Origin of the sequence: Stenotrophomonas sp. Sm10 (genome assembly GCF_030985515.1) — a bacterium.
GTDB lineage: Bacteria > Pseudomonadota > Gammaproteobacteria > Xanthomonadales > Xanthomonadaceae > Stenotrophomonas > Stenotrophomonas hibiscicola.
The window spans coordinates 1-21,737 of the sequence record NZ_JAPTFO010000057.1; the positions used below are offsets into that span (position 1 = coordinate 1).

Sequence of the window (21,737 nt, forward strand, 5' to 3'; positions counted from 1 at the left end):
CCCCCCCCCCCCCCCCCCACTACCGCTAGAGCTTCAGCATCATCCGCAGCAGGTACATCAGCAGCGGCAGCGCGCTCAGCACCGCACCGCTGATGCCGATCCATGGCCAGCGCTCACCGCGCACGCGCGAGGCTACGGCCAGGCCGCCGCCCACCAGCGCCGCACCCAGCACGCCCACGCCCAGCCCTGCGGCCATGCCATTGCCACCCGCAGCGACCGCCGCCTGTGCCGCTACGGTGCCTGCCCCCCAACCCACTGCAATGCCCACCCAACTGGCCATGCCGCACCACGGTGCCTTGCCCTGCGCCATCCGAAAACCCCTGTGTCCTTGCCGAATTTCTGTACGGGCCACGCCCGCGTGCTGCCTACACTAGCCGCACCTGCACTGTAGGGACATCCCATGCGAGCGCTCCGCCTGCTGCTGCCCGGTGCCCTCCTGCTGCTCACTGCCTGCGGCGACGATGCGCGGCGTCCCTTCTCCGCCGACCCATTGCAGGGCTGCTTCGCCACCGGCGCGCGCAAGCCGGCCGACTTCCGCATCGACAAGGAAGGCGGCCAGTACTTCGTCTCCTTCAGCCGCGGCGAGCAGTGGCAGCGCGAACCCAATGCCCTGCACAAGGCCACTTCCAGCGAGATCAGCCGCTACTTCCGCGACGACGCCGACCAGATCGACAGTGCGCTGATCCGCATGGCCGGTGGCTTCGGCATCTTCCACTTCAACAAGGGCGCGACGTTGAAGGGCAAGGCCAGTGATAGTGACTACATGGCGCTGATGCTGATCGGGGCTGGGCCGGTGTATGCGGTGAAGTGCGATTGAACTGTAGCGCCGGGCCCACGCTCGGCTCCTTTTGCAGCAGATCCACGCCACGCGTGGATGCAGGCATGTGGAGCCGGGCGTGGGCTCGGCGCTACAACAGCTGCGGTACCATGCCCTCCCCCGAAACGCCCCGGTACCCGCCGTGCCCCATTACTTCGGCCCCCTGCTGACCCGCGACAGCGCTGACACCCTGCGCCGTGCCCATGACAAGGGCGCTGCCGAATGGCAGGGCTCGCTCGACCTCGGCCGCAGCCAGGACAGCGTGGTGCTGGATGCCGACGGCTTCCACTTCCGGGGCCAGCCCTACCCGTGGCCGGGCAAGCTGAAGGACCGCACGCTGTACTACTGGGATGGCGAGGACTTCGCGCCGATCTCGCGCTACAGCGGCTCGCTGATCAAGCTGGTGCCGACCGAATGGGGCGCACCGACCTTCGAGATCGACGGCATCAAGATGCTGCCGACCTCGAAGCTGTCGCCGTTCGAGGATGCGCGCCGCAAGGTGGAGCTGGTCGCCCCGGCCGGCAAGGTCATCCTCGATACCTGCGGTGGCCTGGGCTACTTCGCCGCCTGTGCGCTGGAAGCCGGTGTCGGCCAGATCCGTTCGTTCGAGAAGAACGCCGATGTGATGTGGCTGCGCACGCTCAACCCATGGTCGCCGGATCCAGACTCGGCTGCCGCCGGTGGCCGCCTGCAGTTCAGCCACGGTGACGTCTCGCAGCAGATCGAACAGGTGGCCAGCAACAGTGTCGATGCGATCCTGCACGACCCACCGCGCTTCGGCATCGCCGGCGAGCTGTACTCCCAGGTGTTCTATGACCACCTCGCCCGCGTCATCCGCAAGGGCGGCCGCCTGTTCCATTACACCGGCGCGCCGAACAAGCTGTCCAGCGGCCGCGACGTGCCGCGTGAAGTGGCCAAGCGCCTGGAAAAGGCGGGTTTCAAGGCCGAACTGGCGCTGGACGGCGTGCTGGCCGTCAAGCGCTGAGCGTCACTCCGAGTCGACCTTGGCCAGCTTCATCACCCACGCCGGCACCTCGGGTTCGCCGGCGTAGAAGTCCTTCGGCTTGTTCTGCGCCATCGCCCAGCGGTGCAGCCAGCTCGGGCCATAGCGGCCGTTGTAGCCCTCGGCACCCCGCGCGTAGGCCGGGTCACGCATCGCCTCGTCCAATGAAATGAAGCGATAGCCGCGACGCTTCGTGGCCGCGACCAGTTCGGCAAAGGTCGCCGCGCTGAGCTCATTGGCGTGCATCAGCCACACCTGCGGCAGCGCGTACCCAAGTAGCGCCTGCGACTGCTTCTCGTAATAGTCCAGCTTGTTCAGCATGTACGGCACGTAGCCCTTGCGCAGCTGCGCCAGCGTCGCCGCGCGCGCGGGCGAATCCGCCTGCTCGTTCATCACGTTGGCATAGGCGAACGCCCACACCCACTCGCCGTTGTCCACCGTCACCGGCGCCACGCGGTAGCCAAGCTGCTTGAAGAACACGTCCATTTCCGCGCGGTCTTCCGGCGTGCGCCCCGCACGCAGATAGGGGTGACGCATCCACTGCGGCTTCAACCCGCGCTCGGCCAGCAACGGCCGCAGCACCGTCTCGCCACGCAGGAAATCCCGCTGGAACGCAGGCACGCCCTTGGCGTTCAGGTCCATGTGCGAGTAGGTGTGGTTGCCCAGCATGTAGCCGGCGTCCAGCCAGTCACGCAGCATCTGCACCCGCGCCGGCTGCATCTGCCCGTCGATCTCAAGCTTGTTCTCGTTGACGAAGCCGACCACCGGCACGCCTGCCTCGCGCAGCTGGTCCATCAGCGCTTCATGCCGCGCCTGCAGGTCAGGCGGAACGATCTCATCCACCCGCGCCCAGGGCAGGTCGTCGATGGTCACCGCAATCCGGCGATCTACTTCAGCGGCGTGTACCGCCAACGAACAGAGCAGTAGCGGTACAGCGCGAAGCAACCAACGCATCAGCACTTCCTTGCAGGGGCGAAGTACGGACTTTAGCGTGATTGAGAACGCCTGGTCGGGCATGCAGCTGCTATGGGCTGGGCGACTGCACCTCCCGCTCGCGCACGATCGCCCGCCACAACATGAATCCTGCAGCCATCGCCATCAGCATCACTGCGACCAGCACCAGGGCCAGATCATCGGGATTGCGCAGCAGCGGGGCATGCTCGTGGGTGAGGATCTCGAACACCACCTCCTGCGCCTGTGCCAGCGGCAAACTGCCCTGTTCCCCCAGTTCCATCAGGCAGGTTGTCGGCGCCAGCTTGGCCACACTGGTCCATGCCATGTCGTACAGATGCAATGCCCGCACCGCCAGCACCAGTACCGCGCCATGCAGCATCATCAAGACCCGGTTGGCCCGCCGCAGCCGTCCGGACAACCGCCCCAGCCGATAGACGCTGATCGACATCGCGCCCAGCAGCGCCAGCACCACGCCCGCCATCGGAATCCACTGCAACGGTTGCCACGGTGCAAGCGCAGTGGATCGCGCCAGCAGCTGTTCGGCCACCTGTATGCGTGCGGCCGCGTCGGGCCCACCGCATGCGTCATCCACCGGCTCCAGCAGCAGTCCCACACGGTAGTGGAAGAAGCCGGCTGCAAGGCCTACCGCCAGCAACGCCACCACCTGCAGGGCCAGCAGGATCGGGCCGGGACCACAGATGCGACAGAAGCGGGCAGCGGCAGAGACCATCGGTTCATCCATGACAACAAAGGACCATCCTAACCAAGCATCCTGTGCCTGTCGGCTGGCGTATACGACAACCACCGCGTGGTCCCGGTAGGATGTAGACGAGCATGGATGGTCGTCTGTAGAGGTGTTGTGGATGGTCACGCTGTATCTGTGGGTGCGAACCCTGCTCCCGCTGCTGGCGTTCGTGATCGCGTGGATGCTGCTCTCGCGCCTGATGCAGGCCCGCGTGGCGCGCCTTCCGCGCGTTCCCTTGAACCTGCCTGAGCACAGCAGCAGCCCGCGCAGGAAGGACCGGCGTATCTACGCGCGCAAGCTGCGGCGCAAACCGGGGCTGCGCAACGCGACTCGACCGGCCACCGCGCCGCGCAGCTGGATCCTGGCGGCGGTATTCGTTTCGCTGTGCGTATTGATCGCCGCCGTGCTGGCCGTACCAGATGGCGCGCGCTTCCAGGTCATGGTCGAGAGCCTCGCCGGCTACCCAGCCACGATTGCTGAAGTACATGTTCCCGCTGCCGGGCAGCCCCTCGTGCTGCAGGCGTGGCAGCCCGCACTGGCGCAGCTGTCACGGCCGGTAACAATGCGCTACCCGATCGGGCGCACCGGCGGCCAGCAGGACGCGCGTGCCACGCTACCGGTACAGGTGAGACATCAGGGTGATCGGCTGCAGGTGGCTACGGCCGTGCCGGTGGATTCCGAGCTGCTGCGTGCAGAGCTTGCGCGCTTGGCGGGGCTGCCGGCTGAGGCCGTCACGGTTCGACAGAACAAGATCGCGCCCTGGCTGGAACCCGGCTGGAAGCCGCTGGCCAAGCTGTAGAGCCGAGCCCACGCTCGGCTGCTTTTGCCGTAGATCCACGCCATGCGTGGATGGATGCAGAGCGGAGTCGAGCATGGCTCAATTCTACAGATCACAGTCCGCGCGGCAGCTTGGCGGCCCACATGTTGTCCACCAGATTCGGATAGCGCCGCCCATTCTCTTCCGCCCGCTGCCGCGCCGCCTCCTTCTGTGCAGGAGACAGCGGCTGCGAGGTCTGGCCCTTGGGGTTGGGCTTCTTCCACGGTGGCATCTTCGGTTCGCGCATGGCCGCAGCTTACCGCTTCAGGAAGTTCAGCAGGGCAAGATTGAAGTGGTCGGCATGGCTGGTATTGCAGCCGTGCGGCGCGCCTTCAAGGATCACCACTTCGCTGCCCGCAATGGCCCGGTGCGTGCGCTGGCCAGAGCCTTCAAACGGAACGATGGCATCGCTGTCACCGTGCAGGATCAGGGTGGGCACTGTGATCTTCTTCAGATCATCGCGGAAGTCCGTGGTGGCAAACGCTTTCATGCAGCCCAGCGCTGCCGTCTGGTCGGACTGATGACACAGCGCGATCGCCGCCTGGCGCGCTTCCTCGGTGACCATCAGCTTGCCGTTGGCGCTGAAGAAATCGCGGGTGAAGCCGTCGAAGAACGCTTCGCGATCCTTCTCCAGACCACTGTGCATTTCATCAGCCTTGTCCTGGGTCAGCGGGCCGTCCGGGTTGTCATCACTGCGCAGCAGGTACGGCGGCACGGCGGCAGCAAACACCACGCTGTGCAGGCGCTCCTGCCCATGGTTGGCCACATAGCGCGCCACCTCACCGCCGCCCATCGAGAAGCCGACCAGGGTGACGTCGCGCAGGTCACGTTCCTCGATCAACCCCGCCAGGTCCGCCGCCAGCGTGTCGTAGTCATAACCTTCGGCCGGCTTGTCGGAGCGGCCGAAGCCGCGCCGGTCGTAGCTGATCACCCGGTGTTGAGCGTCGCGCAGAATCGTCACCTGCGTCCTCCAGGCATCGGCGGACAGCGGCCAGCCGTGGATCAGGATGACCGGGCGGCCGTGGCCCCCTGTGTCTTCAACGTGCAGGCGGATGCGGGAAGCAGGCATGGGCGCTCCTGTGGAAAGGGAGGCGTTCAGGCTAGTGGCCGTGCCCTGTGGCGGCCGTGAGGGAATCCCGGCCGCTCATGACATCGCCTGCACAGCCAGCGCCCCGACGCTGGCGCCGGGCCGCCAATGCGGGCGTTCACTCCGTGGAAGGGCCGTTTCGTCGGACGCCGGCTGCAGTGGCCCAAACGCCATGCGAGCCTGCGTGAACCCTCCCTGGAGCCTCACCATGCTGCTGCCCACCCTGCCCTTGCTGGCCGCCGGCCTCGTTGCCGCGCCAGCGCCCGCCGACTCCCTGCGCGAGCAGATCCACCAGGCCGACACCCAGCTGTTCGCCGCCGCCTTCGAGGCCTGCAATGCCGACAGGGCCGCCGCGATGACGACCGACGACATGGAGTTCTTCCATGACAAGGACGGCAAGTCGGCCAGCAGCCGCGAGGACTTCCGTCGCAGCGTGGCCACCCTGTGCAGCAGCGCGCGCAAGGGTGGCTGGCAGCTGCGCCGCGAGCTGGTGGAATCTTCGCTGCAGGTCTTCCCGCTGCACGATGAGCGGGCGCTCGAAATCGGCAACCACCGCTTCCATGAACGCGGCAAGGATGGCGTGGAACGCTGGACCGGCCAGGCCCGCTTCATCCAGGTCTGGCGCCGCGTGGACGGGCGCTGGTTGGCCGAACGGGTGATCAGCTACGACCATCGGCCGGCGGACTGACCTTTCCGGCGCCCTTCACCGGCCGGATTTATACTGAAGGGGTTCACCCCGACCCAGCCGCTACCGTTCGATCACCATGGCAGAACTCACCCCCAACCACCCCGACTACGGCCTCAACCAGCAGGTCCGCCAAGGCGTGGCCGCTCTGGATGCCCAGCATGGCCGTGCGTTCGACCAGACCAGCGAACGCCTGACCGCCAGCCTGACCGTGCTGGCCCGCGAGCAGGGCCTGCAGCAGGTCGACCATGTGCTGGTCAGCAACGCCACGGCCCAGCACCCGGCCGGGCACAACGTCTTCGTGGTGCAGGGCGACCCGGCCAATCCGGCGCACCTGCGCGCGATGATGCCGACCGCGGTGGCGGCGCAGACGCCGGTGGAGCAGTCGATGCAGAAGCTGGGGTTGGCCCCGCAGCAGCCGGCCGTGGGGCTAGTGCCCGAACAGCAGGCCCGTGAGCAGGAGCAGCAGCAGAACCCGGCACACCGTCTGGGCTGAGCCGCCTCCAGCGTTACTGGCGGCCCAGCGCGAGTACGGCGGCTCGCCGTGGCGCTTGCTGCGCTAGGCCATGCGCGCACCGGACTGCTCCTGCACCTGGCGCTGCTGCAGCTCATCCTGCGTACGCACCTGTGCAGACTGCGACAGCTGCTCGGCACGCTCGAACGAAGTTTCTGCCGGTGTCTGCGCAGCCACCGCTGTTGGCATGCTGGCGCGCAGCTGTGCCGGATCGTTGCGCTCGCCCTGCACGATGAAGATGTTCTGCGCAGCGTCGGGCTGCGCAGTGCGATCGCTCAACAGCACATGGTCAACCTGGGTCAGGCCATTGGCTTTGGCCAGCGCGTACAGGCTGGCACTGATGTTCTCGCTGGTGGCATCGAAGGCACGGCCCCGCTCTGCATCGAGCCGGGCTACGCCCTGGTGGATCTGCGAGAGCAGCGGGTCGTTGCTGTGCCGGGCCAGAAGATCACCGCTTCGTTCGCCCATGCCCTCGGCATCACTCAGCATGTGTTGCTTGAGACTGCGCTCCGGCAGGGGATTGGTTTTCCTCTGGTTGAGCTCGCTGTCCGGAAACGGCGGATCAATGCTATCCACACCGTGGATGTTGCGCAGCGGTCGGAATGCGTCCTTGCCCGCCCCCTTGATGTCAAGAGGAATGCGAACATCCGGAAGAAGCTGGCCAGCGGGACCTCCCAACGCGTTCACGTCGATGCTGCTTTTCCGCTGGATGCCTGCGTGGTTCAAGGCTTCCCAGGTGAAGTCCACGCAGTTGTTGCGCACGTCCTTGTATTGAAGATCGAAGCCGTACTTATCCGGGTGCGCACCGAAGGCCTCAAGCTTTCTGTACTGTTGCTCGCTGATCTCGAGCGTGCGGCTGTAATGCGGGTTCCTGTACTCGACCGCATCGGTCTTCATGACCTCGCCCGGCCCGTTCATGCTTCCATGCTCCGTAGGCGCGAAGCCGAAACTCCGCGTGGTCTTGTCCGGCCCATGGAGCACGTAGAACATGTGTCCGGGCCCGGATGTCTGCGGAACCCCGTCCACAACTTTCTGTACACCTCTCTCGTCCACCAACGGCGTACCAGGTGCGGCAATGACTATTTCTACGGTGTAGCGCGGCTTATCCATAAGAAAAATCCTTCAGTTCCTTCCAGCAGTGGGATGACGTCTATTTTCCAGAGAGTGGGTCGGCATGAACCCGCAGCTGCGCCGGGTAATGCTGGAGCGCAGCGGTGGGCTGCACCGTGCGCACATCCAGGCGGTAGCGGGCACCCATTTCCATCGGCAGCGTGACGATGCTCAACCTGTATCGGCTGGCGTCCATCGATACCTGCTGCGCGTAACGCCAGTCTGCCGACTCATGCCATTCGGGGAGCGGCTCACCCAGATTGCGCGCCCGTGCCTGATAGACATCAGACGTTGCAACGTCCTGCCAGGCACCTGCGACCCAGCGCTGCAGGGACAGCTGAAAGGGAACATGAACATTGTCCATGTCAGGCTCACTGTCAGGCCCGGGTCCATGTCGCTGCACTTCAAGATCCAGAACATAGGGACGACCCGGATAGAAGTTGCGGGCATTCGTCTCGAACTCGAACCGCACCGCTTGGCCGGACCCGGCCACGTCGATCGGCTTGACCAGATCCAGCGGCTCCGGCGCATCCGGTACGCGGCTGCTACAGGCGCCGAGTGCGCCCGCCAGCGTGAAGATCAGGCCGGCGCGCAGCCAGCGGTGGATACCCAGCATGATTCAGATCCTTTGGCTCCCTGCCATAGGCCTCAACCCTAGCGGGTGACCAACGGCGTCGCAACCAGGCGATTGATTACTTTCCAGCGGGTCGGGCGGCATGGATCCGAAAACGGGCCGAGTAGCCCTGCAGTGCCTCTGTCCTCTGCACCGTGCGCACGTCCACGCGGTAGCGGGAGTCAATTTCCACTGGCAGAGCAACCAGGCTCATCGTGTACTGGCCATCACTGCCCATGTGCGGCGACGTATACCGCCATTCGCTGGATGCATGCCATTCCGGAAGCTGCTCACCGGCATTGAGCACCCCGGCTTGAAAGCTGTCGTAGGTGGGAACATCCTTCCAGGCATCAGCACGCCATTGCTGCAGGGTCACCTCGAACGGGATCCTCATTGTGCCCACGTCAGGCTCGTCGGGCTTTCGCGTCCCCTGGTGCTGCAACTCAAGCTCCAGCGCATAGGTGCGACCCGGGTGGAAGTTGCGGGCATTCGTCTCGAACTCGAACCGCACCGCCTGGCCGGACTCGGCCACGTTGATCGGCTTGACCAGATCCAGCAGCTCCAGCGCATCCGGTACGCGGCTGTTGCAGGCGCCAAGTACGCCCGCCAGCGTGAAGATCAGGCCGACGCGCAGCCAGCGGTGGATATCCAGCACGATTCAGATCCTTTGGCTCCCTGCCATGGGCTTCAACCCTAGCGGGTTGGCGCTGGGCACTGCAACCAGGCAAAGAAAAAGGCAGGGCCTGCACCCTGCCTTCTTCACGCGGCGCGTCGCCGGGCGGGACCCGGCGTCAGCGCATCACAGCTGGATGCGCGCCACGCTCTCGTCAGCGCCCTTGTCATCCTTCTCGCCGTTCTTGATGCTGACGAACAGCACGTTGTTCTTCGCATCCAGCGCCAGGCTGTTCGGGTGGGTCGGCACGGTGTAGGTGGCCACCTTCTGGTAGCTGTCACTGTTGTAGGCGGTCACCGTACCGGCTTCGCGGTTGGTCACGTACAGGCGCTTGCGCGGTGCATCCAGCAGGATGCCCAGCGGGCCGGCGTCGGTCGGAATGCTGGCCAGTTCCTTGCCGGTGCTGCGGTCGAGCACCAGCACGCGCTGGCCCGGGTGCTTGCTGACCAGGCCGCTGCTCTTGGCCTGGTAACCACGCAGGAATTCCGAGCCCTGGTCGGTCACGAACAGGCGCTTGCCGGCCGGATCCAGCGCGATGTTCATCGGCTGCTCGGCGGCGATCCTGTGCTGCGCCACTACCTTGTTCGAATCGGTGCCCACCACCACCAGGTCGGCCAGCAGGTTGCTGGTGTAGACGCGCTTGTTGGCCGCATCCAGCGCCAGGCCCGGCGCCTTGGCATTGCCCAGGCCGTCGATGGTGTTGATCACCTTCAGCGTGGTGGTATCGATCACGAACAGCACGCTGCTCACGTCCGGCTGGCTGCTGTGGCCGGTCACGTACAGGCGGTTGGTCGCGCTGTCGACCACCAGCTCGCGCAGGTCGTGGGTGTAGGCGGCCTTGCCGTCCTTGCCGGTCTTCTTTTCCATCAACTGGATGGTGCCCACGGCCTTGTTCTGCGCGGTGTCGACCACGGTCACCGACAGGTCCACGGTGTTGCCCACGTACAGGCGGTCGTGGGCGTCGTCCAGCACCACGCCGAACGCCTTGCGCTCCAGCGGGATGCGGGTTTCCACGGCCAGCGTGGCCGGGTTCAGGCGCAGCACCTGGGCCGGGCCGGCGTCATCGCCGAAGCCGCCGGAGGAGGCCACGAACACGGCGTTCTGCTTCGGGCTGTAGGCCAGCTCGTACAGGCCCTTGGCCACGGCCTGGCGCTGCACAGCGGCGGTGGCACTGGCGGCGGGAGCGTTGTCGGCGAAGGCCGAGGGCGCGCCGAGGCTGAGCGAAACGGCAACGGCCAGGGCGGCCGAGCGGAAGAGAGGATTACGGAACATGCGAGCGTCCTTGAATGGGCACGGGAGGGTGTCCTGGCTCGCTGGGCCGTACTGCGACGGCCCGCCCCGCATCTGTCTGCGCGGGGTGGGCTGGCTGGGGTTGCGGGGGAATGGTAGCAGGTGGGGGGCGTGACGTGCGCCGGCGCGGGCATGGCCGACGCTCGACCTCGATGCTGCGCCCGCGGCTATGCCATCCGTGGACCGTGGCTCTGCTGAAGCTGCTGCTCCTCCTGCAGGCGCTGCGCGTCTCGCTGCGGCTCGTTCTGCTGCAACTGCGCGACGCGATCGAACGAGGCCTCCACCGGTGCCTGCGCAGCCAAATCCGCCGGCATGCTGGCGCGCTGGTGTGCCGGGTCACTGCGGTCACCCTGCACGATGAACAGCTTCGGTGCGGTATCACCGCGCTGCTCGCCCAGCACCACTTCGTCCACGCGCGAGAATTGCTGCTCCTTCGACAGCGCGAGCAGGCTGGCACTGACATTGCCGTTGCGCGCACCGAAAGCGCCGAGGTCGGCCACCTGCTGGTGGATCTGGTTGAGGCGGGCATGATCGTCGTGCGCCGGGTCTGCGGGCGTGCCGCTTGCCGCGAGCACGCTGTTGCCGCGCCACTGCTCGCCGTTCTCGGTGAACATCCACTCGCGGAACGTCTGCTTCGGCATCGGGTTCCACTGCACCTTGTCCAGCTCGCTGCCCTTCACCTGCTGCGGAATGGCATTGACGGCGCGGATGTTGTCCAGGACCCTGGTAGCGCCCTCGTAGTTGGTGATCTCCCCGGCCAGCCCCACCGGGCGCAGCCCTGCGTGGTTCAGGGCACCCCACGCGAAATCGGTGCAGGCGTTGGAGAAGAAGTCGTAGTTCATGTCGAAGCCGTGTTTCTTCGGGTCTGCGGAGAACTCGAGGATGCGGTCGTACTGCTCCTTGCTGATCTCGATCGTGCGCTCGAAGCGGGGCTTGTCGTAGACCCACACGTCCATGTCATCGACTTTGCCCCTGTTCGGCTCGTCCTTGGTGCCTGCGTGGGTGAAACCCATGCTCTCCGGCAAGGGTTCACCCGAACGGCGCAGCGACAGGAACATGTGGCCCGCGAACGAGGGCTCCAGCAGAAACCTGTTCCCCTCAGCATCACGGCCGTAGCGCGGCGTGCCGGGGGCCGCCAGATGGATGGTTACGCTGTAGCGTTCGGCATCGTCCTTGTGCATGTCTACTTTCCTAGTGATTGGTAGCCAACGATCAGTTCTGCTTTCAGGCCATTCAGCTGGGGTCGATCCTCCACAAGGTCGACCCGCAGAACGTAGCGCCCGGGTGCAATGCCTCCGACCTGCGCCAACTGCAGCGTGCGATAGAGCACCTCTTCAGAGTACAACCCGGCCTCGGCCAAGCTGTTGATGTCCACGCTCCCCGTCGTCAGGTCTGTTACCACGCCATCCTCCCCGATTTTCTGAGAATCGCGTCCATCGCGAGTACGCTGCCAGAGCTGCACAGGACCAGGTGCACCGCCATCAATACGCTCCAGGCGCAGCCGCGTTGGCAGCCGTCCCAGCGTGATCTTCTCCGAAGCATCCAGCAGCCGTCGCGCATCGGTATCCTGCAGCCGCAACCCGATGTTCAGGATCGGAATGGCCGGCTTCTGGGGCGCCGGCAAATCAAACGTGACCTCGGCAATCCGACCGGCCTTCTGCAACTGCACGGCCCGCGTGAACGGCACAACCGTGCGGGCATCAGCCTGTGCGCGCGTCAGCAGGGGCGGCGCAGCCTCAGGCGCTGGTGACGCACGGCACGCCGCCAGCGCGCCCAGCACCGCCAGTACCACCAGCCCCCGCCGCAGTGGCCGCATCATTGCTCCTTCAACCGCAGCGAATCGGCCACATCGGTCTTGGCCGCCACCTCGGTGGCGATGCTGGCGCGGCGGTGCCCCGGGTCATTACGATCGCCCTGCACGATGAAGATGCTCTCTGCCGCATGGCTGCTCTTCGTTGGCTGGCTGAGCAGCACGTGGTCCACGCGCGAGAGGTTGTTCTGCTTGGCCAGCACCAGCAGGCTGGCGCTGATGCGCTGGCTGGCCGCATCGAACGGACGACCGTGCGCGGCATCCAGTTCGGCCACTTTCTGGATCAGCTGCGAGAACAGGCGATGGTCCGGATGCGAGGGGTCCAACAGCGTGCCGGCCACTTCAATCGGGGTCGGTGGCGGCTCATCGCTGGCACGGTCGCCCTGGCGATGATGCTCGGCCTCGCGCTCGGGCATCGCATGATGGGTTTCGGCATTCAGATCGCTGCCCGGGAACGGCGCAGCAATGCACTGGATTTCCGGCAGGTTGAACAGCACCGCGAACTCGCCCAGGTTGCTGCCGCCGTCCAGCGGCGCTGGCAGCGGATGCAGGCCCGCGTAATGCAGCGCCGCCCAGACGAAATCGCTGCAGCGGTTGATGGTGGCCGGGCGATCCACGTCGAATTCGAACTCGGCCGGTTCCTCGGCGAAATCACGCAGGCAGCCGTAGTGCTCCTCGGAGATTTCCAGGGTGCGGCTGTAGTACGGGTCCAGATGTTCGTCGGCATCATCGTGGCGCACCTGCGCGCACTGCACGCCGGAGCGGGCTTCGCCCGGCGCGTGGCGCGGTGGTGCGAAGCCATAGCTGTGGGCCTCGTCGCCCGCAGCGACCTGCAGGTACATGTGGCCGCGCGGCGAGATGCCCCCACTCTTCAGCGGGGTGCCGGGGGCGGCCAGATAAAGGGTTACCGTGTAGCGTGTTGCCTGCTCCATGCCTGTTCAGCCTTGATGGGTGCTGCGGTCCTGGGCGGATGATGGCATAGGTGGGATGGGGGGCAGGTGGAGGACAAAGTTGAGGCCACGACTGGCATGCTGAATGTGTGAACCAGCCAGCAATCCAAGAAGCTGACTGCTTCGCTACTTGGGCCTGCGCAGGTAAGCAACCAGCAGTTCCGGCTGGTACGGCTCAAGCTGTGGCAGAGGGGAGTGCAGTTGCACTTCAACCCGGTATCGGCCCGGCGATGGATTGCGTGCCCATGCGAAGGCCAGCTGTGCATAGTTATCATCGGGTCGTTCCAGCCCAGCATTCTGCAGCGCCAGCACGTCAACATCGTCCAGCCACGCATTTGTCACTCGACCATCGGCGGGGATGGGAATTGTTCTGGCAGGTTCCCCAATGACCCATTCCAGCCGGTGCAAGGGCACGTCCTTCCATCCACTCGATTCCAGGCGCTGCATGGAAACCTTCGCCTGTAACTCGGACGCCCGAACATCGGCCAGTGCCCAAAACGCCGCGGTGTTATCCGTGCGGTCAACGCGAATGCCGATCATGAGCGTTGGAGAGGAATTTTTGCTGGGAACATCCACATCGAATTCCACCGCCAATGGTTCATCCATTGACGAGGTGGGCATGGCGCGCACAAGCGGCACCAGATCCGGACGATGGGCCTCTGCTATCGAGCCTGCGTCGCGAGCCGCCTCGGGTCGGCACCCCGTAGCCAGAAGAACGAGCAGTCCAGCGAGCATGCAGATCCGGCGCTTTCCTTGTGGCTTCATCTTCGGTCCTTTTCGCAGTTCGCCCAGTGCAGCTCACACGTTGATCATCCCCCGCTGGCCGCACGAATCTGGATGTCGTGCTGCACCCGCTGATCTTCCAGCTGCTGATCCATCTGATTGGCAAGCGCACGCTGATGCGCTTCACGGCTGACAGAGTCGAACTGTTGCAGTGACTCTTCAACTGATGTCTGCGCCGCCAGCTCCGTCGGCATCGCAGCGCGCTGATGCGCCGGATTGCTTGGCTCGCCCTGCACCACGAACAGCGTGTGCCCAGCCGGGTGTTCGTGCGTGGCGTTGCTCACCAGCACATGGTCCACCCGTTCCAGGTCGTTGTCCTTGGCCAGCACCAGAAGGCTGGCCGTCATGCGTTCGCTGACTTCATCGAAGCTGCGGCCGTGCTTGGCGTCCAGCGCTTCCACGCCCTCGCGGATCTGCTGATACAGCGCGTGATCGGGGTGGCCGGGCTGCGTGGGGTCCTGCAGCGCCCTGTTCGGGCTCGATGCCTCATCCGGTGCGGGCGCGGTCGGTTCAGGGCTTGGCGCTATCCTGGGCGCGGCAGGAACAGTGACAGCCGCAGTGACGGGCTGGTGGTCATCCAATGGAGCCGTTTCGGGCTCTGGCACGTGTTGTGCCGCTTCCTGCTCCAAAGGCCATGGATCGCGCGCAGGCTCAGCAGGCAGCGGCTCCTTGAAGGGCACCGGTTCACTCTCCTGCACTGCCATGTCCTGCTTTGGAGTGGGAGCGACCGCAGGCACCGGTGCCATCTGCTCCGACTCCGATGCCTGCTCTGTGCGCTGCGTGGGCATCATCTGCGTTGCCGCATCCAGAGGCGCGGCGACATGCGGCGTCGCGCGCTCAGGTGCGGCCGGTTGTGCCTGCATCGGCCCAGCGGGCTCCGGCGTCTGTGAGGCGATACGGTTTTCGGTAGGCGCCTCGCTGTTTGGATGGGGCTGAGGTTGCGGCTCCGTCTCACGCCGCGGCGGATCGCGCTGCTCGGCGTACCGCTGTGGCTCGGGCTTATCCCGCGGCGCGGGCGTAGGCGGTGACGTGACCGCTGCCGCTGGCGGCGCTGCCGCAACCGTCGCAGGCGCGATGGGTTGCGCAGTCGCCGGCTCTTCAGGCCGCACTTCCACGTTCCCATCCTGCTCGGATGGCTTGTCGCCATGTGCCAGCTGCGCGGCTGCTCGTGCAACCTGTCCTACATCTACCTGCGCAGCACCGAGCCGATTTGCCTCCTGCAGTGCCTGCCGGTACACCTCCTGCTCACCCGCCGACAGCGCTGCAATGCGTAGCTCGGGCGAGTCGGGCAACGGTGCCTGCTCATTGGCACGCGCGCGCATCTCATTCCATGCGGCCTGCAGCTCCTGCGTGCTGGTAGTTGCGACGGCACGCGCCACGCCATCCTGGCCTACCTGGTAATGGGTGATGGGCCGGGACGCGCCCGCGTTGCCTTCGGCTACAGGCCCCAGTTCCTGCAGCGTGGGACCCTCAATGCCGTGCTGCTCGCGCGTGCGTGCCGTGGCCAGGGCAATGGCCTGCTCCCACGCCGGGGTCAGCGCGATGCCCGCAGCGTAGTAGCTGTGGCGCAGCTCGTTCTGGTTCACTTCCGCCGCAGATGGCAACGGTCGCGCGTCCAATGCGGCAATGGTCTGGTTGAACTGATCGAGCGACGGCTGCTGGATGGTGCGGGTCAGCTCCAGCTCCAGCGCCATGTTGCCCTGCGCGATCTGGCCAGCGTGGTGCCATTGCCCTGCTTCATCGCGCTGGTAAAGCTGGTTGTCCGAGCCCTGGATGGCGTCGGGCCTGGCACGCGCCTGCTCCACCGCTTCCGGCACCAGCGGCACGAAGTCGCTGGCGCGGGTAGCGACGTAAGTCTCCAGGTAGCTGGCGGCAATCGCGGCCTTGCCGTTGGCGATGTTGTTCTCGATGCGTTGCACCGCCTCACGATTCAACTCGTTGGCGCGTTCGGGGCTGGCGGTCTGCGTCTCATACACCCCCCGGTCGTTGGCACCGGACACGCTGATCTTGACCTGCCGCGTCCACTGTTCGGTCTGCGCATCGCGGTGCCAGTTGGGGTTGTCCAGACGGCTCTCGCCATCCTTCGCCGGGATGCTGAAAGGATCCTGCGGCGGCGGCGCCTTGCCCAGCGCCAGCTCTACCGCTTTTACGTGGGCGTACGCACCCAGCTCGCGGGCCTTCTCGTAACTGGCACCCACACTGCGCTCAGCCGGATTGCCCAGGCCGTCGCCTGTGCTGTCCATAACCGCCTGGCGCTGCCAGTTGCGGCCATCGAACTGCCATGTGACATCGGCCTTGTCGGTCTGCCGGTAGACGGCGCGGTTGTCGAGCAGATCGGCGCCCTTGTCGAACGCCTTGCTCATCAGCAGCGCATCGCCCGCGACGATGGCCGCAGGGACGAAGCTGGAGGTGCCAATCACCGACGCGGTGGCCATGCCACCGACCCAGCCACCGCCGTTGCGCGCCAAGGCATGGGTGAGCTCGGACTGGGCGGCGGTGCCGTTGCCCTCTTCCAGCAGCTGCGAGGTGCGACGGGCGGTAACGACAGCGTCGGCGCCGGATGCGAGCAGGCCGCCGGAGCGGATAAGTTGGCTGGTGGAGGCTTCGCCGAGGAGGAGGTCCAATGTCGCACCGCCTTGCTGCGAGCGCGGGCTGCGAATGCGATGCCCGGCTTCCTCGCCGAGCACGCGCTCGACCGTCTGGATACCCGGCTCTGTCAGAACAACTCGGCCACCGTGGTGAGCATTGGAAATGGCAAGCGACAGGCCGCCTCGCTGCAACTCAATGTTTCCACCGCGAGTCAGTGGCTTGGCGTCATACTCGATTCTATTGAGCGTAGTCACGATACCACTTTCGGAATGAGTGACAGCCACCCAGCCAAGGTCGACCCCGGTGAAACCTTTCAAGGCTTGGATCTGAGCGATATGCGTTTGGTGGTACTCAGGAACTCCGTCAAAAAAATCCCGGATTCGTTTGTTCGTGATCGCAGGCGTGCTTCCCAGCGGAGTATTCGTGTTGAGATCGCCGTTGATCAACCCGACCTTGACGGTGTCTCGCAATGCTTCTACACGTGCCATCACTCTATCGAGGGCGTCAGAGTCATTCAGCAGCGCGGCCTTACCGTCTCGCGTTCTCTGAATCTCGTTCAAGCGCCGAATCATTCCGTTCTGGTATTCACCCAACGGTCCGCCACTGTGCGGCGTAATGCCCATCGCATCTGCATAGGCAGGGTTTGCGGGGAGGAACAGCCGGTTCTCTTGCGCGTGAATATTGAATCGCCCGGCCTCCTGCAGCTTTGCGAGCAATGGGCTGTGCCTCAGCGTCTGCTGCTCAATCGCGTGATGGTCCTGCAAATGAGTGGAATGTCCAGCCACAAATCCTCCTTGACTCAAGCATCGCCTGGTCTCAGCAGTTCACCGCGTCATAGAACCACAGACCGTTGGACGTACCGCTGGCGATCAGTCCCGCGGCTTCGACCGCCTCCTTGAAAGTGCGATCGCAGAAGACACCTTCGTAGTAAGGGAGCCGGAATACGTGAGCATCGCCGATGACCTCCCTCTTGAACGCCAAGCGGACGTCGCCAGTCAGATCGTAGTATTTCCCCTCTTCATAGTCGTCACTGACGATGATCTTCAGCTGGGATGCTGCCTCATCCAAGGCATCAATGGTTCTGATGACATCGCAAAGGAAATAGGGGCCACCCGTTGCTCCATCAGCGAGTCGATAGTCAGTCTCCCTGAACGCAAAAGCACCTGGGTCCACGGCCGCCATCACCTCGCGGAGACGCCCGGAAACGAGCCAATAGCCGCTCATTCCAGCTTCAAGATCCTCCGGTGGCCACCCCTCACTTGGGTAATACACTAGACGCGGTGTCTCGCGCAGAGGCGGGAAGCCCCCCTGATCGGGACGCAAGAGGAAATTTGGAGGGGTCTTCAGGGAAGACTCGTTCTCAAAAACGACGCCATGCCCTTTGCCGCGCCGTCGGGCATCTGGGCGCAACTCGAAGAACTCGCCCTTCTTTGGCAGATTCGAAGTCATTGTTTGCCTCACCTCAGAATCAATCTAAATAAGCGTGCCAAGAGCTTATCAGAGGGTGCCAACCTTCCATGCCCTCCTCGAGTCATGCCCGAGCGCTCACAGCCTGAAGCCCCCTCCGGAAAGCCAACCGCGCACTGGACCGGCATAGCGCACTGCTGCTTTTCTCCGACGCGTGGTATCAGGCACTAGGAGGAAGTACTCGCCACGAACAGAATGGGTCGGCTTCGACGGTTCCATGCTTTTTCATCACCCCCAGATGTTTGTGCTCCAACGTAGAGACATAAGCAGGTCTCGGAATGGCGTCGGCTGTCAGTTATGTGAGGACCAGCCACTCATGAATTCTCTGCCGGCTTGGGCCACACCCTAAATGTCCGCGGCATCCGTCAACCACACGCCGTCCGCATCGCTGTCAGTGTCTATACCGGCTGCAGCCACTGCGTCCCTGAACACGCGGTCGCAGAACACGGAGCCGGAGAATGGAGTCCTGAAGACGTGGGCCTGCCCCAGCCTCTCCCGGTCGAACGTCACACTCGCGCCGCCGCCCAAGTCGTAGAACTTCCCGTTTATGAATTCCTCGGTGGTGTCGATGAAGAGCTTGGACGCACCTTCGTCCAACGCGTCAATGACTTGGACCACGGTGCACAGGAAGCGGCGATCGCCTGGGCTGCCGTCTTCCAGGCGATAGTCGGCTTCCGCAAAGGTGAAGGCGTGAGGATCCACGGAGACCATCACGTCATGCAGCCGCTCAGAGACCAGCCAATAGCCGCTGAACCCCGACTCCAGATCCCGAGGCGGCGGTCCTTCGCTCAGCTTAAGTACCAGGCGCGGCGCCTCGCGAAGCGAGGGGACGCCGCCCTCCTCCGGCAGCAAGATCATGCGAGGGGGAGACAGCAGGCGATCCAGATTCTCGAAGACGATCCCGCAGGCAGGGCCGCTTATCGCCCCTGGCTCAAGGAGAAAGAACTCCGATTTTCGAGGATGGCGGGTTGAAACCGAATCCATGCACTGCCTCCATGTCATTGTCGCTCCGACGGCGGAGCGAAGGTCTCCACCCATTCCCGATCATGTGAAGGCGATCGGTGAATGTTCACCCGAACAAGCCGCAGCCCTTTTCTACCCTGACTTGCACGGGCCGGCAATCGGACCAAAACGAAATCAAATGATTGCCGAGCTCCTCTCCCATCCTGTGAGATCTACCGCGGCCAAACTCAGCTCCCCCTCTGGAGGACGACTGTGACCAAGATCGAACCCACATGGCTGGAAACCTTCGACAAGGAGCTCCTACACCTGTTCGCCATCGACCATAGCGATGCCGGCAAGGATGAGTACCTGCTGGCCTGCTACGCAGACCTGCCGCCACGCGAGGCGGCGCTGGCGTTCGGAAGCGACTACGACCTGGAGCGCGACGATGCGCTGTGGCCTCGGTCGGGCTTAGGGGTGCAAAGTTAAGCTGTGTCGCAATCGGCACGCCGCGCGTGTCAGCTCGGCGGGCTAGGTGTCGCTTTTGGGATCCTACACGGCTGCAAATCGTACTTTTTGAAGCGCATTCGGGCGGTAGCTTAACAACGGCCGAAACCACTGCACCGCAAGGGTTATGTCGCGCGTGCCGCATGCAACAATGCCGTAAGCGTCAGCATTTGCGGCCTCTGCGGCCTACGGTTTCTTGGCATCTCGCAGCCATGCGAGTACACCTTGGCATGCCACCTCACACAGGGTGGCACGGGCGTCGAAAACCCGGTCAACAATCATGTGTTTGCGCTTGTCAGCCGGCGTCACGTTCGTGTGACGCCGGCTGGCAATCCGTTCGCGGTCCATGGCGGGCGGTGCGTGGGGGTCTTCGGACCCGCCGGATTGGTTGTTGACCGGTTTTCGAGCCTCGCATCGTCCGCCACTTTTATCGGTGGCGCTGCTGTCTGTCCTGTACGGAGCATTGCCATGAACACATCGGACTTCCGTTCCCTGCACGCGCAGTACGATCCGGACAACGCCGAACCCGACCGCGAACGGTCCATCGATCCCAACGCCTTCGTCGCCACGTTGCATCGCATCGGCACTGGTGCGGCTGCGGACGGCCAGCCTTGGCCGGAGCGGCATCAACTGCCTGGGCGTTGCCTTCAGCTGGCGGATGCGGATTGCGCGTTGGCCGGCTTGCGCGTGGTGGCGGAGTTGATGCTCGCTGCTGAGCGGACTCGGCAGAACGGCGCGCCCGAGGAGTACCTGGGGGATCGAGTGATGGAAGGGTTGAAGATGGCGTGTGTGGCGTTGACTGCGCAGGTGGCTGAGCGGTTGCACGTGCGGGAATAGCCCAGTTGGATCTGGCCATGTGTCACGTAGCTGCTGGTCGTCCACGTGCTATCGGCTGACGTCGGTTGGAAGCACCCTTGCGGATTCCACAAGGCATCCCCGATTCGGAGATGCCTACCTCCGGTGATTATTTCCTACTTACGCAGCAGTACGGCCCGATGGTAATTCAGGTACGAGACCTGCGCCACCGAGAACGGAACGCTCGGAATCTTCTGCACCACATCCCACCTCAAGCGCACTGCCTCCGGCAACTGCTTGCTCAGAATTAGCCGGCCGTCATCTTCAAAAGAGATGTATCCACGGTCGAATAGCCGATCGATATGGGGCGCCAACATCAGCCCATTGCTTCCATCAAGGCGCTCAGAGTTGGTGCTCTTCGCCCAGGGCTTAATGTGGCTAGCGACGAGAAACTTGGGCTCACTCGTGCCGGTAACGCGGCAGACCTTTTCGATGTCGCTCACGTTCTTACGGTAGATTCCCTGTCCAACTCTGGCGTTGATCAGCTGGGCCTTCACTGTCTCCCCAATATTTTTGTCTTCCTTGATCTCCTTGACTCGCACCTCCTCTTGCCAAGCGCTCAGGTCGTCAACGTCAATATTGAGCAGCGACAAAAGCTCAGTAGCCATTTCCGGCGGCACTGGGAACAGGTAGGCCTGGTTGGCTTTGCCATCTAGCTTCAGCGGCGAATACTTCGCCGGAAGACGCGGCCCAATCTTCGCCATGTGCTCGCTCACCTTTAACGGCGATTCCACCAGGTGATAGTCCACCGGAACGGCCCAGCCGTCCCTGCGCCATTCGTTGTCCGTCTTTTTGAAGTCATCAGGGCGATCTCTCGCGTAGTGCGCGCCATTGACGATCGCGACGGCCTTGATTTGAGCGTTGGCAAAAGCGAAGACCACATCACCTGGACGCACCTGGGTCATGTGCTCATAGAAGGGATTCGGCCTCCCTTCCACATTGGTCTTCGGCGACCACAAGTAGCCGGCCTTAACCGCCCGATCAAATGTCTTCTTCTGGTTCACCCACCAGTACGCCATCCCTGCTCCCCCCCCTGTCTCATCTAATTGATGCGGCCTATTGGCCTTCGAGACGGGATAGTACCTTTCGATGTCGCAATCGGCACGCTTTTGCCCAATAGAGTACTAGGCACGGATGCGCCGGCTTCCTTCTTTAGCTTGACGGGATGAGATGCCTCACAACCGGCTCCCTCCGCGCTCTCGCCCACGTCCTCGTGGCTGGCGTTGATAGAGTCTCGAACCACACCTTGTCTATCGCGTTCAGCGCCAGGCCGCCAGGTGGATGGGCACCGGGTAGACCGCTTAGGAAGTGGTGCGGATGCGGACAGTCAGCCTTGGCCGGAGCGGCATCAAATGACTGGGAGCTGCCTTCTGTAGACAGATGCGAATTGCGTGCTGGCCGGACTGCGCATAGTCGCAGAGCTGATGTGGACTGCTAAAGCCACACGGCGGAACGCTGCTACCGAAGAGCACATTGGGAACCAGGTGATTAATCGGTTTGAAATGGCGTCTGCCCTATCGATTGCG

24 protein-coding genes are annotated in these 21,737 nt (G+C 64.1%); 7 read left to right on the forward strand and 17 right to left on the reverse strand.

The annotated features are described in order from the left end of the window. Window positions 1-25: 25 nt before the first annotated feature. Window positions 26-310 (reverse strand): hypothetical protein, encoded by a 285-nt coding sequence (locus O0J15_RS15065; protein ID WP_134731144.1) that lies wholly within the window; start codon window positions 308-310, stop codon window positions 26-28. Between the two features lie 90 nt (window positions 311-400). Between O0J15_RS15065 and O0J15_RS15070 the strand changes: the two genes are divergently transcribed. Then, window positions 401-817, forward strand: a complete 417-nt coding sequence (locus O0J15_RS15070; RefSeq protein ID WP_058980878.1) for a hypothetical protein — start codon at window positions 401-403, stop codon at window positions 815-817. A 142-nt stretch (window positions 818-959) separates the two neighbouring features. After that, entirely contained in the window at window positions 960-1,802 is an 843-nt protein-coding gene (locus tag O0J15_RS15075) for an MnmC family methyltransferase (RefSeq protein WP_308305875.1), read from the forward strand. Between the two features lie 3 nt (window positions 1,803-1,805). On the opposite strand, the gene O0J15_RS15080 is transcribed toward O0J15_RS15075, so the two are convergent. Together O0J15_RS15080 and O0J15_RS15085 are read right to left on the reverse strand one after the other, a co-directional pair. Beyond that, window positions 1,806-2,774, reverse strand: coding sequence for a polysaccharide deacetylase family protein (locus O0J15_RS15080; protein ID WP_308305876.1), 969 nt, complete (start codon window positions 2,772-2,774; stop codon window positions 1,806-1,808). 70 nt (window positions 2,775-2,844) lie between these two features. Beyond that, window positions 2,845-3,504, reverse strand: a complete 660-nt coding sequence (locus O0J15_RS15085) for a hypothetical protein (RefSeq protein ID WP_180832595.1) — start codon at window positions 3,502-3,504, stop codon at window positions 2,845-2,847. A gap of 133 nt (window positions 3,505-3,637) precedes the next feature. Here O0J15_RS15085 and O0J15_RS15090 point away from each other — a divergent pair, with 133 nt between their 5' ends. Next, on the forward strand, window positions 3,638-4,318 hold the full coding sequence (locus O0J15_RS15090) for a hypothetical protein (RefSeq protein ID WP_308305877.1): 681 nt from the start codon (window positions 3,638-3,640) through the stop codon (window positions 4,316-4,318). Between the two features lie 91 nt (window positions 4,319-4,409). On the opposite strand, the gene O0J15_RS15095 is transcribed toward O0J15_RS15090, so the two are convergent. Together O0J15_RS15095 and O0J15_RS15100 are read right to left on the reverse strand one after the other, a co-directional pair. After that, on the reverse strand, window positions 4,410-4,583 hold the full coding sequence (locus O0J15_RS15095) for a hypothetical protein (protein ID WP_167692772.1): 174 nt from the start codon (window positions 4,581-4,583) through the stop codon (window positions 4,410-4,412). 9 nt (window positions 4,584-4,592) lie between these two features. Further along, window positions 4,593-5,405, reverse strand: a complete 813-nt coding sequence (locus O0J15_RS15100; protein ID WP_308305878.1) for an alpha/beta hydrolase — start codon at window positions 5,403-5,405, stop codon at window positions 4,593-4,595. Between the two features lie 226 nt (window positions 5,406-5,631). Here O0J15_RS15100 and O0J15_RS15105 point away from each other — a divergent pair, with 226 nt between their 5' ends. After that, on the forward strand, window positions 5,632-6,111 hold the full coding sequence (locus O0J15_RS15105; RefSeq protein ID WP_134731156.1) for a nuclear transport factor 2 family protein: 480 nt from the start codon (window positions 5,632-5,634) through the stop codon (window positions 6,109-6,111). A gap of 76 nt (window positions 6,112-6,187) precedes the next feature. After that, entirely contained in the window at window positions 6,188-6,604 is a 417-nt protein-coding gene (locus O0J15_RS15110) for an XVIPCD domain-containing protein (RefSeq protein ID WP_019660874.1), read from the forward strand. Between the two features lie 63 nt (window positions 6,605-6,667). On the opposite strand, the gene O0J15_RS15115 is transcribed toward O0J15_RS15110, so the two are convergent. From O0J15_RS15115 to O0J15_RS15165, 11 genes are all read right to left on the reverse strand, one after another. Beyond that, complete coding sequence (locus O0J15_RS15115) at window positions 6,668-7,732, reverse strand: XVIPCD domain-containing protein (RefSeq protein WP_308305879.1); 1,065 nt, start codon at window positions 7,730-7,732, stop codon at window positions 6,668-6,670. Between the two features lie 40 nt (window positions 7,733-7,772). Then, the gene (locus tag O0J15_RS15120; RefSeq protein WP_308305880.1) at window positions 7,773-8,348 is read right to left on the reverse strand and encodes a hypothetical protein; all 576 of its coding nucleotides are present in this window, start codon (window positions 8,346-8,348) and stop codon (window positions 7,773-7,775) included. A 76-nt stretch (window positions 8,349-8,424) separates the two neighbouring features. Next, the gene (locus O0J15_RS15125; protein WP_134735003.1) at window positions 8,425-9,000 is read right to left on the reverse strand and encodes a hypothetical protein; all 576 of its coding nucleotides are present in this window, start codon (window positions 8,998-9,000) and stop codon (window positions 8,425-8,427) included. A gap of 144 nt (window positions 9,001-9,144) precedes the next feature. Beyond that, window positions 9,145-10,290: a YncE family protein gene (locus O0J15_RS15130; RefSeq protein ID WP_171953340.1), complete on the reverse strand. Its 1,146-nt coding sequence runs from the start codon at window positions 10,288-10,290 to the stop codon at window positions 9,145-9,147. 185 nt (window positions 10,291-10,475) lie between these two features. Continuing rightward, the gene (locus O0J15_RS15135; protein WP_308305881.1) at window positions 10,476-11,489 is read right to left on the reverse strand and encodes an XVIPCD domain-containing protein; all 1,014 of its coding nucleotides are present in this window, start codon (window positions 11,487-11,489) and stop codon (window positions 10,476-10,478) included. 2 nt (window positions 11,490-11,491) lie between these two features. Further along, window positions 11,492-12,127, reverse strand: a complete 636-nt coding sequence (locus tag O0J15_RS15140; protein WP_308305882.1) for a hypothetical protein — start codon at window positions 12,125-12,127, stop codon at window positions 11,492-11,494. Then, the gene (locus O0J15_RS15145) at window positions 12,124-13,050 is read right to left on the reverse strand and encodes an XVIPCD domain-containing protein (protein ID WP_308305883.1); all 927 of its coding nucleotides are present in this window, start codon (window positions 13,048-13,050) and stop codon (window positions 12,124-12,126) included. The genes O0J15_RS15140 and O0J15_RS15145 overlap by 4 nt, the downstream gene beginning before the upstream one ends. 144 nt (window positions 13,051-13,194) lie before the next feature. Further along, window positions 13,195-13,833 carry a hypothetical protein gene (locus tag O0J15_RS15150; RefSeq protein WP_308305884.1) on the reverse strand — a complete coding sequence of 213 codons (639 nt, stop codon included), beginning with the start codon at window positions 13,831-13,833 and terminating at the stop codon, window positions 13,195-13,197. A 44-nt stretch (window positions 13,834-13,877) separates the two neighbouring features. Beyond that, on the reverse strand, window positions 13,878-17,225 hold the full coding sequence (locus O0J15_RS15155; protein ID WP_308305885.1) for an XVIPCD domain-containing protein: 3,348 nt from the start codon (window positions 17,223-17,225) through the stop codon (window positions 13,878-13,880). Window positions 17,226-17,256: 31 nt separating this feature from the next. After that, window positions 17,257-17,913, reverse strand: coding sequence for a DUF1629 domain-containing protein (locus O0J15_RS15160; protein ID WP_197650765.1), 657 nt, complete (start codon window positions 17,911-17,913; stop codon window positions 17,257-17,259). A 339-nt stretch (window positions 17,914-18,252) separates the two neighbouring features. Next, complete coding sequence (locus O0J15_RS15165) at window positions 18,253-18,891, reverse strand: DUF1629 domain-containing protein (protein WP_308305886.1); 639 nt, start codon at window positions 18,889-18,891, stop codon at window positions 18,253-18,255. A 231-nt stretch (window positions 18,892-19,122) separates the two neighbouring features. Here O0J15_RS15165 and O0J15_RS15170 point away from each other — a divergent pair, with 231 nt between their 5' ends. Both O0J15_RS15170 and O0J15_RS15175 read left to right on the forward strand, forming a co-directional pair. Continuing rightward, window positions 19,123-19,338, forward strand: a complete 216-nt coding sequence (locus tag O0J15_RS15170) for a hypothetical protein (RefSeq protein ID WP_308305887.1) — start codon at window positions 19,123-19,125, stop codon at window positions 19,336-19,338. Between the two features lie 486 nt (window positions 19,339-19,824). Next, window positions 19,825-20,193, forward strand: coding sequence for a hypothetical protein (locus tag O0J15_RS15175; protein ID WP_071306540.1), 369 nt, complete (start codon window positions 19,825-19,827; stop codon window positions 20,191-20,193). Between the two features lie 134 nt (window positions 20,194-20,327). Here O0J15_RS15175 and O0J15_RS15180 read toward each other — a convergent pair whose 3' ends face one another. Continuing rightward, a complete protein-coding gene (locus tag O0J15_RS15180) occupies window positions 20,328-21,215 on the reverse strand; it encodes an HNH endonuclease (protein ID WP_308305888.1) in 888 nt (295 codons plus the stop codon). Window positions 21,216-21,737 lie beyond the last annotated feature (522 nt).

Bases quoted from the DNA above. Each gene is read 5' to 3' on its own strand.
- O0J15_RS15065 (WP_134731144.1), bottom strand. From the start codon at position 310: ATGGCGCAGGGCAAGGCACCGTGGTGCGGCATGGCCAGTTGGGTGGGC.
- O0J15_RS15070 (WP_058980878.1), top strand. From the start codon at position 401: ATGCGAGCGCTCCGCCTGCTGCTGCCCGGTGCCCTCCTGCTGCTCACT.
- O0J15_RS15080 (WP_308305876.1), bottom strand. From the start codon at position 2,774: ATGCGTTGGTTGCTTCGCGCTGTACCGCTACTGCTCTGTTCGTTGGCG.
- O0J15_RS15085 (WP_180832595.1), bottom strand. From the start codon at position 3,504: ATGGTCTCTGCCGCTGCCCGCTTCTGTCGCATCTGTGGTCCCGGCCCG.
- O0J15_RS15090 (WP_308305877.1), top strand. From the start codon at position 3,638: ATGGTCACGCTGTATCTGTGGGTGCGAACCCTGCTCCCGCTGCTGGCG.
- O0J15_RS15095 (WP_167692772.1), bottom strand. From the start codon at position 4,583: ATGCGCGAACCGAAGATGCCACCGTGGAAGAAGCCCAACCCCAAGGGC.
- O0J15_RS15100 (WP_308305878.1), bottom strand. From the start codon at position 5,405: ATGCCTGCTTCCCGCATCCGCCTGCACGTTGAAGACACAGGGGGCCAC.
- O0J15_RS15105 (WP_134731156.1), top strand. From the start codon at position 5,632: ATGCTGCTGCCCACCCTGCCCTTGCTGGCCGCCGGCCTCGTTGCCGCG.
- O0J15_RS15110 (WP_019660874.1), top strand. From the start codon at position 6,188: ATGGCAGAACTCACCCCCAACCACCCCGACTACGGCCTCAACCAGCAG.
- O0J15_RS15115 (WP_308305879.1), bottom strand. From the start codon at position 7,732: ATGGATAAGCCGCGCTACACCGTAGAAATAGTCATTGCCGCACCTGGT.
- O0J15_RS15120 (WP_308305880.1), bottom strand. From the start codon at position 8,348: ATGCTGGGTATCCACCGCTGGCTGCGCGCCGGCCTGATCTTCACGCTG.
- O0J15_RS15130 (WP_171953340.1), bottom strand. From the start codon at position 10,290: ATGTTCCGTAATCCTCTCTTCCGCTCGGCCGCCCTGGCCGTTGCCGTT.
- O0J15_RS15135 (WP_308305881.1), bottom strand. From the start codon at position 11,489: ATGCACAAGGACGATGCCGAACGCTACAGCGTAACCATCCATCTGGCG.
- O0J15_RS15140 (WP_308305882.1), bottom strand. From the start codon at position 12,127: ATGATGCGGCCACTGCGGCGGGGGCTGGTGGTACTGGCGGTGCTGGGC.
- O0J15_RS15145 (WP_308305883.1), bottom strand. From the start codon at position 13,050: ATGGAGCAGGCAACACGCTACACGGTAACCCTTTATCTGGCCGCCCCC.
- O0J15_RS15150 (WP_308305884.1), bottom strand. From the start codon at position 13,833: ATGAAGCCACAAGGAAAGCGCCGGATCTGCATGCTCGCTGGACTGCTC.
- O0J15_RS15165 (WP_308305886.1), bottom strand. From the start codon at position 18,891: ATGGATTCGGTTTCAACCCGCCATCCTCGAAAATCGGAGTTCTTTCTC.
- O0J15_RS15175 (WP_071306540.1), top strand. From the start codon at position 19,825: ATGAACACATCGGACTTCCGTTCCCTGCACGCGCAGTACGATCCGGAC.